This is a genomic window from Streptomyces sp. NPDC021749 (assembly GCF_040640655.1).
In the GTDB taxonomy this organism is placed as follows: Bacteria; Actinomycetota; Actinomycetes; order Streptomycetales; family Streptomycetaceae; genus Streptomyces.
Map to the genome: position 1 here is coordinate 12,550 of NZ_JBFACE010000060.1, position 15,092 is coordinate 27,641.

Below are 15,092 nucleotides of genomic sequence, written 5' to 3' on the forward strand. Positions count from 1 at the left end.
CCGCCGGCGCGGCGCCGGGTCAGGCCCGCGCGGGGACCCCGGTGAGGGCGGTGACGACCGGGTCGAGGGCCTGGTTGATCTCGTCGCCGATGGAGCGGAAGAAGGTGATGGGAGCGCCGTAGGGGTCGTAGACCTCGTCGGACTCCGGGTTGGGCGCGAGCAGCCAGCCGCGCAGCGCGGCGGCCGCGCCGACCAGCGCCCGGGCCCGCTCGACGAGCCCGCCGTCCGGCAGGTCCGGGTCCGGGTCGGGCAGCGTGGCGGGGTCTATGGCCCGCACCAGCCGGTTGAACTCCTTGAGGGTGAAGGTGCGCAGCCCCGCGGAGTGGCCCATCGAGATGACCTGCGCGCGGTGGTCGCGGGTCGCGGTCAGGACCAGGTCGGCGCGGATGACGTGCTCGTCGAGGAGTTCCCGGCCGATGAAGCCGGCCGGGTCCGCGCCGTAGTCGGTCAGCACCGTGGCCGCGTGCGCCTCCATCGGGGCGCCCTCGTGGCCCCAGGTGCCGGCGCTCTCCACGATCAGCCCGCCGCAGTGGGCACCGCCGAGCCGCCGCTCCAGGGCATGGCGGTGCAGCCGCTCGGTGATGGGCGAGCGGCAGACGTTGCCGGTGCTGACGTGGAGGATCCGGAAAAGGGGCGGAGAGGGTACCGGGGGGTCGGTGTCGTCGCCTGGTCCCGCTATGCCACGCCCCAGGGGCGCCATCAATTGGCCACCTTGAGCTCGGGTACCACCTTGCGCAGCTCGTCGGCGCTGAGCGCGCCCTCGCGCAGCAGCACCGGGACCTTGCCGGTGACGTCGACGATCGAGGACGGCACGGCGGCGGGCGTCGGGCCGCCGTCGAGGTAGACGGAGACCGCGTCGCCCAGCATCTGCTGGGCGGCGTCGCAGTCCTGCGGGGAGGGGTGGCCGGTGAGGTTGGCGCTGGAGACGGCCATCGGACCGACGTCGGTCAGCAGCTCGATCGCGACCGGGTGCAGCGGCATGCGGACCGCGACCGTGCCGCGGGTCTCGCCGAGGTCCCAGGTCAGCGACGGCTGGTGCCGGGCGACGAGGGTGAGCGCGCCGGGCCAGAAGGCGTCGACGAGCTCCCAGGCCAGCTCCGAGAAGTCGGTGACCAGGCCGTGCAGGGTGTTGGGCGAGCCGACGAGGACCGGGGAGGGCATGCCGCGGCCGCGGCCCTTGGCCTCCAGCAGGTCGCCGACGGCCTCCGCGCTGAAGGCGTCCGCGCCGATGCCGTAGACGGTGTCGGTCGGCAGCACGACCAGCTCACCGCGGCGGACGGCCGAGGCGGCCTCACGCAGACCGGTCGCGCGGTCGGTCGCGTCGCTGCAGTCGTATCGCCGTGCCATTAGCGGTCCTCCTGGTGCCGAACGGTTGGGGGGTTCATCAAGGCGGTGGGCGTCATGGCATCGCCCGGCGCGCGGTGGCGAAACGGGGCCTGTTGTTGAGGTCGGGGTGGTCGGCCGCGTCGGCCCAGCCCCGCTCCTCGGTGAAGATCCACGGCACCTGCCCGCCCTGGGTGTCCGCGTGCTCGATGACGACCACGCCGCCGGGCCGCAGCAGGCGGTGTGCGGTCCGCTCGATGCCGCGGATGGTGTCCAGGCCGTCCTGGCCCGAGAACAGCGCGAGCTCGGGGTCGTGGTCGCGTGCCTCGGGTGCGACGTACTCCCACTCGGTCAGCGGGATGTACGGCGGGTTGGAGACGACCAGGTCGACCTGGCCGTCCAGCTCGGGAAGCGCGGTCAGCGCGTCGCCGTGATGGAGAACGACGCGGGACCCCTCGACGTTCTTGCGGGCGTACGCCAGGGCCTCCTCGGACAGCTCCACGGCGTGCACCCGGGAGCGCGGCACCTCCTGCGCCAGGGCGAGTGCGATCGCCCCGGAGCCGGTGCACAGGTCGACGATGAGCGGCTCGACGACGTCCATGGCCCGTACGGCGTCTATCGCCCAGCCGACCACCGATTCGGTCTCCGGCCGGGGCACGAACACCCCTGGCCCGACGTGGAGTTCGAGGTAGCGGAAGAAGGCCCGGCCGGTGATGTGCTGGAGCGGCTCACGGGCCTCGCGGCGGGCGACGGCCTCCCAGTAGCGGGCGTCGAAGTCCGCGTCGGGGACCGTGTGCAGCTGGCTCCGCTTGACGCCGTGCACGTGCGCGGCGAGCTCCTCGGCGTCGAAGCGGGGTGAGGGCACGCCGGCGTCGGCCAGCCGCTGGGTGGCCTGGGCCACCTCGGCGAGCAGCAGGTTCACGGGGGTCCTCCAGCCGTGCGGACGGGTCGAGCGGGCTTACTGGGCGGCGGCGAGCTTGGCGGCCGAATCGGCGTCGACGCACGCCTGGATGACCGGGTCGAGCTCGCCGTCGAGCACCTGGTCCAAGTTGTACGCCTTGAAGCCGACGCGGTGGTCCGAAATGCGGTTTTCGGGGAAGTTGTACGTGCGGATGCGCTCGGAGCGGTCGACCGTGCGGACCTGGCTGCGCCGGGCGTCCGAGGCCTCGCGCTCGGCCTCCTCCTGGGCGGCGGCCAGCAGCCGCGAGCGCAGGATGCGCATCGCCTGCTCCTTGTTCTGGAGCTGGCTCTTCTCGTTCTGGCAGGAGACGACGATGCCGGTGGGCAGGTGGGTGATGCGCACCGCGGAGTCGGTGGTGTTGACGGACTGGCCGCCGGGCCCGGACGAGCGGTAGACGTCGATCCGCAGGTCGTTGGCCAGGATCTCGACCTCGACCTCCTCGGCCTCGGGCGTGACCAGCACACCGGCCGCGGAGGTGTGGATGCGGCCCTGCGACTCGGTGGCGGGCACGCGCTGGACGCGGTGCACCCCGCCCTCGTACTTCAGCCGCGCCCAGACGCCCTGGCCGGGCTCGGTCGCGCCGTTGCCGCCCTTGGTCTTCACGGCGACCTGGACGTCCTTGTAGCCGCCGAGGTCGGACTCGTTGGCGTCGAGGATCTCGGTCTTCCAGCCGACCCGCTCGGCGTAGCGCAGGTACATCCGCAGCAGGTCGCCGGCGAACAGCGCGGACTCCTCGCCGCCCTCGCCGGCCTTGACCTCCAGGATGACGTCCTTGTCGTCGCTGGGGTCGCGCGGGACGAGCAGCAGCCGCAGCTTCTCGGTCAGCTCCTCGCGGCGGGCGTCGAGCTCCTTGACCTCGTCGGCGAAGTCCGGGTCGTCCGCGGCCAGTTCGCGCGCGGTCTCGATGTCCTCGCCGGTCTGCTTCCACTCGCGGTACGTCGCGATGATCGGGGTCAGCTCGGCATAGCGCTTGTTGAGCCGCATGGCTTCGCGCTGGTCGGCGTGGACCGCGGGGTCGGCCAGCCGCTTTTCGAGATCGGCGTGCTCACCGATCAGTTCTTCGACCGCCTCGAACATCGTGGGGTTCCTCTGCTGGCTGGCTGACTGTCTCTACCCGGGGGGCGTCCCCCGCCAAAAAAGGCGCCGGTCCGGCCACCCCTGGACAGGGGCGACCGGAGACCGGCGCCTTGTGGGTCGCTACTTCTTGGCGGACCCGGCGTTCTTGCCGAAGCGGGCCTCGAAGCGGGCCACACGACCGCCCGTGTCCAGGATCTTCTGCTTACCGGTGTAGAACGGGTGGCACTCGGAGCAGATGTCGGCACGGATGCTGCCGCCGGCAACGGTGCTACGGGTGGTGAAGGACGCGCCACAGGTGCAGCTGACCTGGGTCTCGACGTACTCCGGGTGGATGTCGCGCTTCAAGGGATTCTCCTAGGTTCGGGAGTGCACCGGGTCGTGTCGCGGGTTGCGTCACGTGAACCGGGGCCGACGGTCCAGTCTGCCAGGACTAGCCGTATCTCCCAAAACCGGGGTTCGTCCGCAGCTATTCCCCGCCCGGTTCCGGTGCCGCGCGGGCACCGGAACCGTGGCCTCCGGCTACTTCACGTACTTGCCCGTGCCGCCCTGGTCACCGGCCGAGCCCTTGATCGCGGACTTCGGGATGTCCCGGTCGTTGCGCAGCGCGTCCCAGACCTGCTTGCCCTTTTGGGTCAGCGGTACGACGCGGTCGGGGTTGGCGGTGTCGTACGTCACCGGCAGCGTCACCATGTCGATGTTCTCCGACCCGATGGAGCCCAGGCTCTTGGCCAGGCCGGTCAGTTCACTGACCGAGTTCAGGTCGGTGTCGGTGGTGACGGCCTTGGTGGCCGTGTCGGCGATGTCGTAGAGCTTGGTGGGGCTGGTCAGCACGCCGACGTTCTTGACCTGGTTCATCAGGGCCTTGAGGAACGTCTGCTGAAGCTGGATGCGGCCCAGGTCGCTGCCGTCGCCGCCGGGCACGCCGTGCCGGGTGCGGACCAGGCCGAGCGACTGCTCGCCGTCGAGGGTGTGGTGGCCGGGCCGCAGGTGCAGATGGCTGTTGCGGTCGTCGATCGCCTTGGTGGTGGTGATGTCCACGCCGCCCAGCGCGTCGATGAGCTTCTTGAAGCCGGTGAAGTCGACCTCGATGAAGTGGTCCATCCGGATCCCGCTGATCGACTCGACGGTCTTGACGGCGCACGCCGGGCCGCCGACCTCGAAGGCGGTGTTGAACATCGCCCGCCGCTCACCGGGGATGTCCTTGCCGTCCTTGGTGGTGCAGTCGGGCCGGCTGATCAGGGTGTCCCGGGGGATGCTGACGACGCTGGCCTTCTTGTGGCCCTTGAAGACGTGCACGACCATCGCGGTGTCCGACCGCGCGCCGCCCTCGTCCTTGCCGTACTCGCCGTTCTTGCCGGCCCGCGAGTCGGAGCCCATCACGAGGATGTCCATCGAGCCGTCGTCGACGTTCTGGGGCCGGTCGTGGCCGAGGGCGGCGTTGATGTCGACGCCCTTCAGATTGCCGTTGAGCTTGAAGTAGACGTAGCCGAGTCCGGCACCACCGAGCAGTACGACGCTGACCAGCGCGCACAGCGTGATGGTGAGTACCCGGCGGCGCCGGGTCGGCCCCTTGCGCCGGCGGCCCGTGGCACGTATGCCGCGGGCACGGCTTTCGGCCGTCTTCACGGTCCCGCTGCTGTCCGCCATCTGCTCCTCAGTCCTTGTTCGCGTCGCTACCCCTCGCCGCCACCGTGCTGCTCGCTGTCACGGCGCGTTGCGCCTTGTCAGACGGGAGGTCGACGGGAAGGGTTGCACAGCAAGTGATGAGCGGATTCTTAGGAATCCCGGCGGACCGCGTCCGGCCGTGCGCCGGCTCCGCCGTCCTCACCTGGCCTTTCGTCCCGGTTTCCGTCCTGGCCGGAACGTTGCGTCCGGCGGCGATCTGTGCGGAACGTCTCAGATCGGGCACTTCGCCGGCTCCCCGCGCGCGGCGCAGGTCACAGATCACCGGCCGCGCGGCCGGGCCCCGGGACGCCGCTACGGGCCGCCGTACGGGCCACGCAGCACGACGCCCCCCTCACCCGTAAGGGCGAGGGGGGCGGTGCGGACGGCGCCGGAGCGCTCCGGGGGCGTCAGTCGTTGCCGTTGCCCGCGGTCGGCGTCGTCTTCTGGATCTGCAGCAGGAACTCCGCGTTGGACTTCGTCTGCTTCATCTTGTCCAGCAGCAGCTCGATGGCCTGCTGCTGGTCCAGGGCGTGCAGCACCCGGCGGAGCTTCCAGACGATGGCCAGCTCGTCGCTGCCCATCAGGATCTCTTCCTTACGGGTGCCGGACGCGTCCACGTCCACCGCCGGGAAGATGCGCTTGTCGGCGAGCTTCCGGTCGAGCTTGAGCTCCATGTTGCCGGTGCCCTTGAACTCCTCGAAGATCACCTCGTCCATCCGCGAGCCGGTCTCGACCAGCGCGGTGGCCAGGATGGTCAGCGAGCCGCCGTCCTCGATGTTGCGCGCCGCACCGAAGAACTTCTTCGGCGGGTAGAGGGCGGTGGAGTCGACACCACCGGACAGGATGCGGCCCGAAGCCGGCGCCGAGAGGTTGTACGCACGGCCCAGACGGGTGATCGAGTCCAGCAGGACGACGACGTCGTGGCCCAGCTCCACCAGCCGCTTGGCGCGCTCGATGGCGAGCTCGGCGACGGTGGTGTGGTCCTCGGCCGGGCGGTCGAAGGTCGAGGAGATGACCTCGCCCTTGACCGACCGCTGCATGTCGGTGACCTCTTCAGGACGCTCGTCGACGAGGACGACCATCAGGTGGCACTCGGGGTTGTTGCGGGTGATCGCGTTGGCGATGGCCTGCATGATCATGGTCTTGCCGGCCTTCGGCGGCGAGACGATCAGGCCTCGCTGGCCCTTGCCGATCGGCGCGACCAGGTCGATGATCCGGGTCGTCAGCGCACCGGACTCGCCCTCCAGGCGCAGCCGCTCCTGCGGGTAAAGGGGCGTCAGCTTGCCGAAGTCCGGCCGCCCACGGCCCTGTTCGGGCGCCATGCTGTTGACGGTGTCGAGCCGGACCAGCGCGTTGAACTTCTCGCGCCGCTCGCCGTCCTTGGGCTGCCGGACCGCGCCGGTGACGTGGTCGCCCTTGCGCAGGCCGTTCTTGCGGACCTGGGCGAGCGAGACGTAGACGTCGTTCGGACCAGGGAGGTAGCCGGAGGTCCGGATGAACGCGTAGTTGTCGAGGATGTCCAGGATGCCCGCGACCGGGATCAGGACGTCGTCCTCGGCGATCTGCGGCTCGTTGCCGAAGTCCTCGCGGCCACCGCGGCGGCCCCGGCGGTCGCGGTAGCGGCCGCGACGGCCGCGCCGGCCGCCCTCGAAGTCATCGTCGTCGTCCCGGCGGTCCCGGTCACGGCCCTGGCGCTGCCCGCCCTGGCCACCGTCGCCGGCGTCGCCCTTGCGGCGGTCACCGCGGTCACCGCGGTCGCGCTGGCGGCGGTCGCCGCGGTCGCCCTTCTGGCCCCGGTCCTGGCGGTCGCCGCGCTCCTGGCGCTCGCCGCCCTTGGCGGGCCGGCCGTCGCCGGTCTCCTGCGGGGCGGCGGCGGTCTCGGTGCGCGCCTCCGTCTTGGTGTCGGTCTTCGCCTCGACCTTGGTGTCGGTCTTGAGGTCGCCCGCCGGCTCGGGGGCGCCCGCGGCGGCGGTGGCCCGGCGGCGGCGCCGGTCACCGGCCGGCTGCTCGTCGCTGACCGGCTGGCCGGGGATGTCGATCTGCTGCTGGGCGCCGGCCTTGTCCGCCTTGCCCTTGGTGGCGCGCTCGGTCTTGTCGGCCTTGGCGGCCGGCTCGGCGGCCTCCTCGCCGGTGCGGGCCTTGGAGGTCGTACGGCGCTTGGGCTTGGCCTCGGTCTCGGTGGACGCGTCGGCCTTGGCGGCCGTGCCCGAGCCTCCGGCCTGGCGCTCCTTGATGACCTCGATCAGCTGGCTCTTGCGCATCCGCGCGGTGCCCTTGATACCGAGGCCGGAGGCCACCTGCTGCAGCTCGGCCAGGACCATGCCCTCAAGGCCGGTGCCGGAACGGCGGCGCCGGGTGGTGGCAGGCGCGGCGGGAGCGTCCGTGGCGGGCGTGGTGGCACTGCCATCGGTGCGCGCGCCCATCAGATCGGTGGTGTCGCTCACGAAGGGTCCTTCCCTGGAGCGGGCGTCGGCCTGTCTGGCTCGGCGACCGGTTGTGCTGTCCGGCTGGGTCCTCAGGTCTCGCGGACCGGGCCGGGGCGGTGGTCCCGCCGGAAGTGGCGGAGAGATCAGTTCATGATTCCGGCGCGATGAGATGCACAGTCACTCATGTCGTCACGCCGATTCCGGAGCATGCTCGCTACTGCTTCAGGCAACTGCTAGCAGTTGGGGAGGCTCCCGGAAGAAAGGTGGTCCCGATGGGGGACACGAAGCACAGCGCCACAGCGGCGGCTCGTACTCACTTGAGGTTAACACTACCGGATCCAACAAACATTCCCCCTCTCAAAGACCGGCAATCGTCGATCACCCGGCGAGCGGCAGGACACCGGTCCCCGCCGCGTCGAGGGTCAGCCGGTTCGCCGCCCACCCCTCACCCGCCAGTGCCGCGACCTTCTCGGCCGCCGCGTCCTCGACCAGCGCGAGCACCGTCGGGCCCGCCCCGGACACGACTGCGGGGACGCCGTCCGCGCGCAGTCGGTTCACCAGGGCCACGCTTTCCGGCATCGCCGGGGCACGGTACTCCTGGTGAAGTCGGTCCTCCGTCGCGGCGAGCAGCAGCTCGGGGCGCCTGGTCAGGGCCTCGACGAGCAGTGCGGCGCGACCGGCGTTGGCCGCGGCGTCCACGTGCGGGACGGTGCGCGGCAGCAGTCCGCGGGCGGTCTCGGTGAGCACCGGCTTCCCGGGCACGAAGACCACCGGAACGATGGAATCGGCGGGATCCATCCGGATCGCCCGTGCGGTGCCGTTGTCCATCCAGGCGAGCGTGAAGCCGCCGAGCAGGCAGGCGGCGACGTTGTCGGGGTGGCCCTCGATCTCGGTGGCCAGTTCCAGCAACGCGGTGTCGTCGAGCTTCTGCTCGCCGCCTATCGTCACGGCGCGGGCGGCGACGATGCCGGCGCAGATGGCGGCCGACGAGGAGCCCAGGCCGCGGCCGTGCGGGATGCGGTTGGCGCAGACGATTTCCAGGCCGCGCGGCTGTCCGCCGAGCAGCTCGAAGGCGGCACGCATCGACCGGACGAGCAGGTGGCTCTCGTCGCGCGGCAGGGTGTCGGCGCCCTCACCTGCGATGTCGATATGCAGCCCGGAGTCGGCGACGCGCACCACGACATCGTCGTACAGGCCCAGGGAAAGACCCAGGGCATCGAAGCCGGGACCGAGATTGGCGCTGGTAGCGGGGGTGCGCACCCGGACGGCGGCGGCGCGGAACGCGGGACCGGCCATCGCTCGATGACTCTCCTTGATTGATGCTGCGGTACTGACCCGGAGCGCCGCGGCACCGAGGTGCCCGGCCGGCTCGTGGGGTCTGTTCTGACCTGCCCTGAACACCACTGCGTTATGCCGTGGGGAGGGGAGTTGGCTGCCAGCCTATCGAAGGAAGGTTCTGTCGCGACATAGGGCGCACAGGAGGCGCACGATGCGTGTCGCGCGCCTTCCCGTGCCCCGATGGCTGCATCCTCGGGCTTTGCAGTCTTTGCACAGTTTGCTGTGCGGGGTCGGTGACCGGACGGCGGCGTCCGGTCACCGGGCGCCGTACGGGCCGGCCGGCCCGTACGGCCGCGTCCTAGGCGAGGCCGAGCCGCTCGGCCGCCGCGGCCGCGTCGATCGGGACCGTGACCGGCTGCGGCGCACCGGCGACCGCCCAGTCCGGGTCCTTCAGGCCGTTGCCGGTGACCGTGCAGACGATGCGCTGGCCCGGGTCGACCTTGCCCTGCTCGGCGGCCTTGAGCAGACCGGCCACCGAAGCGGCCGAGGCGGGCTCCACGAACACGCCCTCCTGCGCGGCCAACAGGCGGTAGGCGGCGAGGATTTGACGGTCGGTCACCTCGTCGATGAAACCGCCCGACTCGTCCCGCGCACGCTCGGCGTTCGCCCACGAGGCGGGGTTGCCGATGCGGATCGCGGTGGCGATGGTCTGCGGGTCCTTGACGGGCTCGCCGCGCACGATCGGCGCGGAGCCGGAGGCCTGGAAGCCCCACATCCGCGGGGTGCGGGAGGCGATGCCGTCGGCCGCGTACTCCTGGTAGCCCTTCCAGTACGCGGTGATGTTGCCGGCGTTGCCGACGGGCAGCACGTGGATGTCCGGGGCGTCGTCGAGCATGTCGACGATTTCGAAGGCGGCGGTCTTCTGGCCCTCGATGCGCACCGGGTTGACGGAGTTCACAAGTGCGACCGGGTAGTTGTCGGACAGGCCGCGGGCCAGCGTCAGACAGTCGTCGAAATTGCCGTCGATCTGCAGGATCTTCGCGCCGTGCACCAGCGCCTGACCCATCTTGCCGAGCGCGATCTTGCCCTGCGGGACGAGCACCGCGCAGACCATGCCGGCCCGCACCGCGTACGCGGCGGCCGACGCGGAGGTGTTGCCGGTCGAGGCGCAGATGACCGCCTTGGCGCCCTCCTCCTTGGCACGGGTGATCGCCATCGTCATACCGCGGTCCTTGAAGGAACCGGTGGGGTTGGCACCCTCGACCTTGAGGTGCACCTCGCAGCCGGTGCGCTCGGAGAGCACCTGCGCCGGCACCAGCGGCGTACCTCCCTCGCGGAGGGTGACGACCTCGGTCGCGTCGCTGACCGGCAGCCGGTCGCGATATTCCTCGATGATTCCGCGCCACTGACGGCTGGTGGTGGCGGCGGTGGAATTGGCAGACATGGGTTCCTTTACTCCCCTTCGACCCGCATGATGCTGGCGACGCCGCGTACGGTGTCCAGCTCGCGCAGCGCCCCGACGGTCGACGACAGGGCCGCGTCGGCGGCCCGGTGGGTGACGACGACGAGGGAGGCCTCGCCGTCCTTGCCCTGCTGGCGGACCGTATCGATCGATACGCCGTGTTCGGCGAAGACCGTCGCGACCTGCGCGAGAACGCCGGGCTTGTCGGCCACGTCGAGACTGATGTGGTAGCGCGTGACGACCTCGCCCATCGGGCTGACCGGCAGCGCGGTGTACGCCGACTCCCCGGGGCCGGTGGCGCCGGCGAGCTTGTTGCGGCAGACCGCGACCAGGTCCCCGAGCACCGCGGAGGCGGTCGGCGCACCGCCCGCGCCGGGCCCGTAGAACATCAGCTGGCCGGCCGCGTCGGCCTCCACGAAGACCGCGTTGTACGCCTCGCGGACGGAGGCCAGCGGATGCGTCAGCGGGATCATCGCCGGATGCACCCGGGCGGTCACCGACTCCCCGTCCGCCGCCCGCTCGCAGATCGCCAGCAGCTTGACCGTGCACCCCATGCGCTGGGCGGAGGCGATGTCGGCGGCGGTGACCTCGGTCAGGCCCTCGCGGTGCACGTCGTCGATGGTGACGCGGGTGTGGAAGGCGATCCCGGCGAGGATCGCGGCCTTGGCGGCGGCGTCGAAGCCCTCCACGTCGGCGGTCGGGTCGGCCTCCGCGTAGCCGAGGGCGGTCGCCTCGTCCAGCGCCTCGCTGTAGCCGGCGCCGGTCGACGCCATCCGGTCGAGGATGAAGTTGGTGGTGCCGTTGACGATGCCGAGGACCCGGTTGACCTTGTCGCCGGCCAGCGACTCGCGCAGCGGCCGGACCAGCGGGATCGCGCCGGCGACGGCGGCCTCGTAGTACAGGTCCGCGCCGTTGGCCTCGGCCGCCGCGTGCAGCGCCGCGCCGTCCGCGGCCACCAGCGCCTTGTTGGCGGACACCACGCTCGCGCCGTGCTCGAAGGCGGTGGTGATCAGCGTGCGGGCCGGCTCGATGCCGCCGATGACCTCGATGACGACGTCGATGTCACCCCGTTTGACGAGCGCGGTGGCGTCGGTGGTGACCAGTTCGGCCGGCACGCCCGCGCGCACCCGGTCGGGGCGGCGTACCGCGATCCCGGCCAGCTCCACGGGCGCGCCGATCCGGGCCGCGAGGTCGTCCGCGTGCGTCGTCATGATGCGCGCCACCTCTGAGCCGACAACACCACAGCCCAGCAGCGCCACCTTCAGCGGACGCGTACGCATCATTCGACCTCTGCTTCTCATCGATCAGCGATTTCCGTCTTGCTCTTGCACAAGACTCATGCACCAGTCTCACGCACCGGACGTCAGTTTCCGTCCGTCGTCCGGATACCGAGACATTTATTTCATCCGGGGCCGGGCCCCGGCGATCCGGCCCTACCCGACATCCAGGCGCAGGAGATCTTCCTCCGTCTCGCGTCGGACGATCTCCCTGGCCGCACCGTCCTTCACCGCCACGACCGGCGGCCGCAGCGCGTGGTTGTAGTTGCTCGCCATGGACCGGCAGTACGCCCCGGTCGCCGGCACCGCGAGCAGGTCCCCCGGCGCGACATCGGCCGGCAGGAAGGCGTCCCGGACGACGATGTCGCCGCTCTCACAGTGCTTGCCGACCACCCGCGACAGCATCGGCTCGGCGTCCGAGGTCCGGGAGACGAGGGCCACGCTGTACTCCGCGTCGTAGAGCGCGGTGCGGATGTTGTCCGACATCCCGCCGTCCACGGACACATACGTCCGCAGCCCCTCCAGCTCCTTGACCGTGCCGACCTCGTAGAGCGTGAAGGCCGTCGGCCCGACGATCGCCCGCCCCGGCTCGACCGACAGCCGCGGCACGCCCAGGCCCGCGGCCCGGCACTCCTTGGTCACGATCTCGTTCAGCGCCGCGGCGATCTCGTGCGGCTCGCGCGGATCGTCCTCGGAGGTGTACGCGATGCCGAGGCCGCCACCGAGGTCGATCTCCGGCAGCTCGATCCCGTGCTCGTCGCGCACCTCGGTCAGCAGCTGCACGACCCGGCGCGCGGAGACCTCGAAGCCCGCCATGTCGAAGATCTGCGACCCGATGTGGCTGTGGATCCCGATCAGTTCGAGCCCGTCCAGCTTCAGCGCCCGCCGCACGGCCTCCGCGGCCTGCCCGCCGGCCAGCGCGATGCCGAACTTCTGGTCCTCGTGCGCGGTCGCGATGAACTCGTGGGTATGCGCCTCGACACCGACCGTGACCCGGATCTGCACCCGCTGCCGCTTGCCGAGCTTCTGGGCGATGTGCGCGACCCGCACGATCTCCTGGAACGAGTCGAGCACGATCCGCCCCACCCCGGCCTCCACGGCCCGGGTGATCTCCTCGGTGCTCTTGTTGTTCCCGTGCAGCGCGATCCGCTCGGCGGGCATCCCGGCCGAGAGCGCGGTGGCGAGCTCACCCCCCGAACACACATCGAGGTTCAGCCCCTCCTCGTGCAGCCACCGCACGACGGCCCGGGACAGGAAGGCCTTCCCCGCGTAGAACACGTCGGCGTCCGGCCCGAAGGCGTCCCGCCAGGCCCGGCAGCGCGCCCGGAAGTCCTCCTCGTCCAGGAAGTACGCCGGCGTCCCGAATTCCTCGGCCAGCGCCCGGACGTCCAGCCCGCCGACGGTCACCGCACCGTCGTCATTGCGCCGGACCGTACGCGACCAGACGTGCGCGTCAAGGGTGTTGAGGTCGGCGGGCGGCCCGGCGTAGTGCCCCTCGGGAAGGACGTCGGCGTGCCGGGGCCCGGCGGGGTGCGCGGAACGGCTCATAACAGGAAGATCCCCTCAAGAATTCACAAGCTCAGAGGTGTTCGGGTGCGGAGATGCCGAGCAGTCGCAGGCCGTTGGCGAGCACCGTCCCGACGGCCTCGGCAAGGGCCAGCCGGGCACGGTGCACGGCCAAGGGTTTCTGCTCCCCGACGGGCAGCGGCGGACACACGTCGTGCCACCGGAAGAACGCCTCCGCTGTCGCCTCCAGATGCCGCACCACCCGATCCGGCGCCCGAAGCCGCGCGGCGCCCTCGATGACGGAGGGGTAGGTGGCGAGCAGGGTGTGCAGGTCGCGAAGGGCGGCGGCCCGAGCGGGGCGAGGGGCCGACGGGGAAGCGGGAGCGTCCCCCGGCTCACCCACGGCCGTGCCCGGCCCGTTCCCGAGGGCGTCCCCCGGCCCGTTCCCGAGAGTGTCCCCCGGCCCGTTCCCGCGGGTGCCCCCCGGCCCGTTCCCGAGGGTGTCCCCCGGCTCGGCGGTGAACCCCAGGTCATCGGCGTTCCGGACCAACGCCCGCACCCTCGCGTACGCGTACTGCACCAGGAACCGCGGATTGCTCTCCCGCTGCACCGGCCGCTCGGGCGCCCGCACCGGATCGTGAGCGGCGGGCCGCAACAACACCCAGCGTGCTTCGTCGCTCCCGAGCCGGGCGACCAGCCCGTCCAGCTCGTCGGAAACCTCCGGGAGGCGGGGGGGCTCCCCGCCCTCGACCGCCGCATCGATCCGCGCCAGCGCCTCGGCAACGACGGTCTCCCGGGCGCCGCGGGGCCGGGCGACCGGCCGAACGCTTACGGAACGGGTGACGGCAGCCGACGGAAGAGCGGCGAACGAACGATCGCCGTAAAACGAACGATCGCCGTAAGCGGCCCCCTGCGCCAGGATCTGGCGCACGACATCGACCAGCGCCCCGTCCCCCAGCGTGAAGTTCAGAAATCCCGGCCCGGCGATCTCGACCCGGTCGATCCCGGGGCTCCCCGCCAGCCGCTTCCGCAGGATCTCGGCGACCTCGCGGGCCGACCGCCCCGCGGGCCCGGCGAGCTGCAGCGCGACATTCGAGGCGTAGTCCCCACACCCGGGCCGCTTGGGCGGCCGCACCACGATCCGCGCCGGCACCGGCACGGAGAGCTCCCGGTCCTCAACGGCACCGCGCACGGAACGCAGGACGGTGCGGGAGAGCTCAGCGGGGGTCACGGGACAAGCGTATGGGAGACCGGGGGCATCGACGCGACCGGTTTCGCCCTGTGGACACCAGTCCGCGTGGTGACGGCGAGCGTGAAGGAGGGCCGCACTGGTCTCCCCGGCCGCCCGGGACCGATGCCTCGGCCGCCCCGCCCGGTCTTCCTCACCTAACCCGCCCCGTGTTCCCCACCCGTCCCGACATGCCCACGGGACGGGGCCGGGGACGGGGCCCCCTCACTCGCGCCGACGTGCCCACCGGACGATCCGTCCTCCCTCTCCCCCTCAGCACCGGCCCCGTCTCCCACGCCCTCCCGCCGGCCACCGCCGTACTCCGTCTCTTCGCCCCCACCCTCGGGCCCGACCGGACTTCCCCCGGGGCGTTCCCCCGCCCCGAACTGCCACTCCCGGTCCCTCTGCCGCCCCTCCCGCACCAGCTTCCCCACCGTCCGCACCAGCTCCGTCGGCTCGAACGGCTTCGCCAGGAACGCGTCCACCGCCACCGGCTCGCCGTTGCCCACCTCGCCCTCCGTGCAGGCGCTGACGATGGCGATCGGGATGTCCCAGGTCCGCGGATCGGACCGCAGGCGTGCCGCGGTGTGCAGACCGTTGAGCCGCGGCATCACGACATCAAGGGTCACGACATCAGGTCTCACGTGGTGCACGACATCCAGACACTCGGCACCATCAGCCGCGGTCACGACCTCGAAGCCCTCCAGCTCAAGGTTGACCCTGATCAACTGCCGGATCACCTTGTTGTCGTCCACGACAAGGATCCGACCGGACAAGCCAGGCACACCACGAGACTAGTGCCGCATCAAGCAACGTTCGCCCTGTTCACGACCTCGCGTAGGCGTTCGTCGGCAGCGTGCTTGTTCCGCCAGATGATGTAGCGGCGGAT

At 71.3% G+C, this 15,092-nt stretch carries 13 protein-coding genes and 1 pseudogene; all 14 read right to left on the reverse strand.

All coding sequences use genetic code 11. From position 1 onward, the window contains the following. Positions 1–19 precede the first annotated feature (19 nt). Positions 20–700: a protein-tyrosine-phosphatase gene (locus tag AB0G35_RS34605; protein WP_360957922.1), complete on the reverse strand. Its 681-nt coding sequence runs from the start codon at positions 698–700 to the stop codon at positions 20–22. Further along, complete coding sequence (locus tag AB0G35_RS34610) at positions 700–1,347, reverse strand: L-threonylcarbamoyladenylate synthase (RefSeq protein ID WP_360957925.1); 648 nt, start codon at positions 1,345–1,347, stop codon at positions 700–702. The genes AB0G35_RS34605 and AB0G35_RS34610 overlap by 1 nt, the downstream gene beginning before the upstream one ends. A 52-nt stretch (positions 1,348–1,399) precedes the next feature. Then, a complete protein-coding gene (prmC, locus tag AB0G35_RS34615) occupies positions 1,400–2,245 on the reverse strand; it encodes a peptide chain release factor N(5)-glutamine methyltransferase (protein ID WP_360957928.1) in 846 nt (281 codons plus the stop codon). Positions 2,246–2,281: 36 nt separating this feature from the next. Continuing rightward, a complete protein-coding gene (gene prfA, locus AB0G35_RS34620; protein ID WP_360957931.1) occupies positions 2,282–3,361 on the reverse strand; it encodes a peptide chain release factor 1 in 1,080 nt (359 codons plus the stop codon). A gap of 120 nt (positions 3,362–3,481) precedes the next feature. Continuing rightward, complete coding sequence (gene rpmE, locus AB0G35_RS34625) at positions 3,482–3,706, reverse strand: 50S ribosomal protein L31 (RefSeq protein WP_030414149.1); 225 nt, start codon at positions 3,704–3,706, stop codon at positions 3,482–3,484. A gap of 174 nt (positions 3,707–3,880) precedes the next feature. Beyond that, complete coding sequence (locus tag AB0G35_RS34630; RefSeq protein ID WP_360957933.1) at positions 3,881–5,008, reverse strand: LCP family protein; 1,128 nt, start codon at positions 5,006–5,008, stop codon at positions 3,881–3,883. 425 nt (positions 5,009–5,433) lie between these two features. Beyond that, the gene (rho, locus tag AB0G35_RS34635) at positions 5,434–7,470 is read right to left on the reverse strand and encodes a transcription termination factor Rho (protein ID WP_360957936.1); all 2,037 of its coding nucleotides are present in this window, start codon (positions 7,468–7,470) and stop codon (positions 5,434–5,436) included. A 360-nt stretch (positions 7,471–7,830) separates the two neighbouring features. Next, a complete protein-coding gene (thrB, locus tag AB0G35_RS34640; RefSeq protein ID WP_360957938.1) occupies positions 7,831–8,748 on the reverse strand; it encodes a homoserine kinase in 918 nt (305 codons plus the stop codon). A 340-nt stretch (positions 8,749–9,088) separates the two neighbouring features. Then, positions 9,089–10,174 carry a threonine synthase gene (gene thrC, locus AB0G35_RS34645; protein ID WP_360957941.1) on the reverse strand — a complete coding sequence of 362 codons (1,086 nt, stop codon included), beginning with the start codon at positions 10,172–10,174 and terminating at the stop codon, positions 9,089–9,091. Between the two features lie 8 nt (positions 10,175–10,182). Then, entirely contained in the window at positions 10,183–11,475 is a 1,293-nt protein-coding gene (locus AB0G35_RS34650) for a homoserine dehydrogenase (protein WP_360957944.1), read from the reverse strand. 150 nt (positions 11,476–11,625) lie between these two features. After that, a complete protein-coding gene (gene lysA / locus AB0G35_RS34655; protein WP_360957947.1) occupies positions 11,626–13,017 on the reverse strand; it encodes a diaminopimelate decarboxylase in 1,392 nt (463 codons plus the stop codon). 31 nt (positions 13,018–13,048) lie between these two features. After that, positions 13,049–14,206, reverse strand: coding sequence for an ArgS-related anticodon-binding protein NrtL (nrtL, locus tag AB0G35_RS34660; RefSeq protein ID WP_360957950.1), 1,158 nt, complete (start codon positions 14,204–14,206; stop codon positions 13,049–13,051). Positions 14,207–14,361: 155 nt separating this feature from the next. Next, positions 14,362–14,958, reverse strand: a complete 597-nt coding sequence (locus tag AB0G35_RS34665; protein WP_360957953.1) for a response regulator — start codon at positions 14,956–14,958, stop codon at positions 14,362–14,364. Positions 14,959–15,008: 50 nt separating this feature from the next. Further along, a pseudogene (locus AB0G35_RS34670) lies at positions 15,009–15,092 on the reverse strand (transposase); the annotation flags it as partial.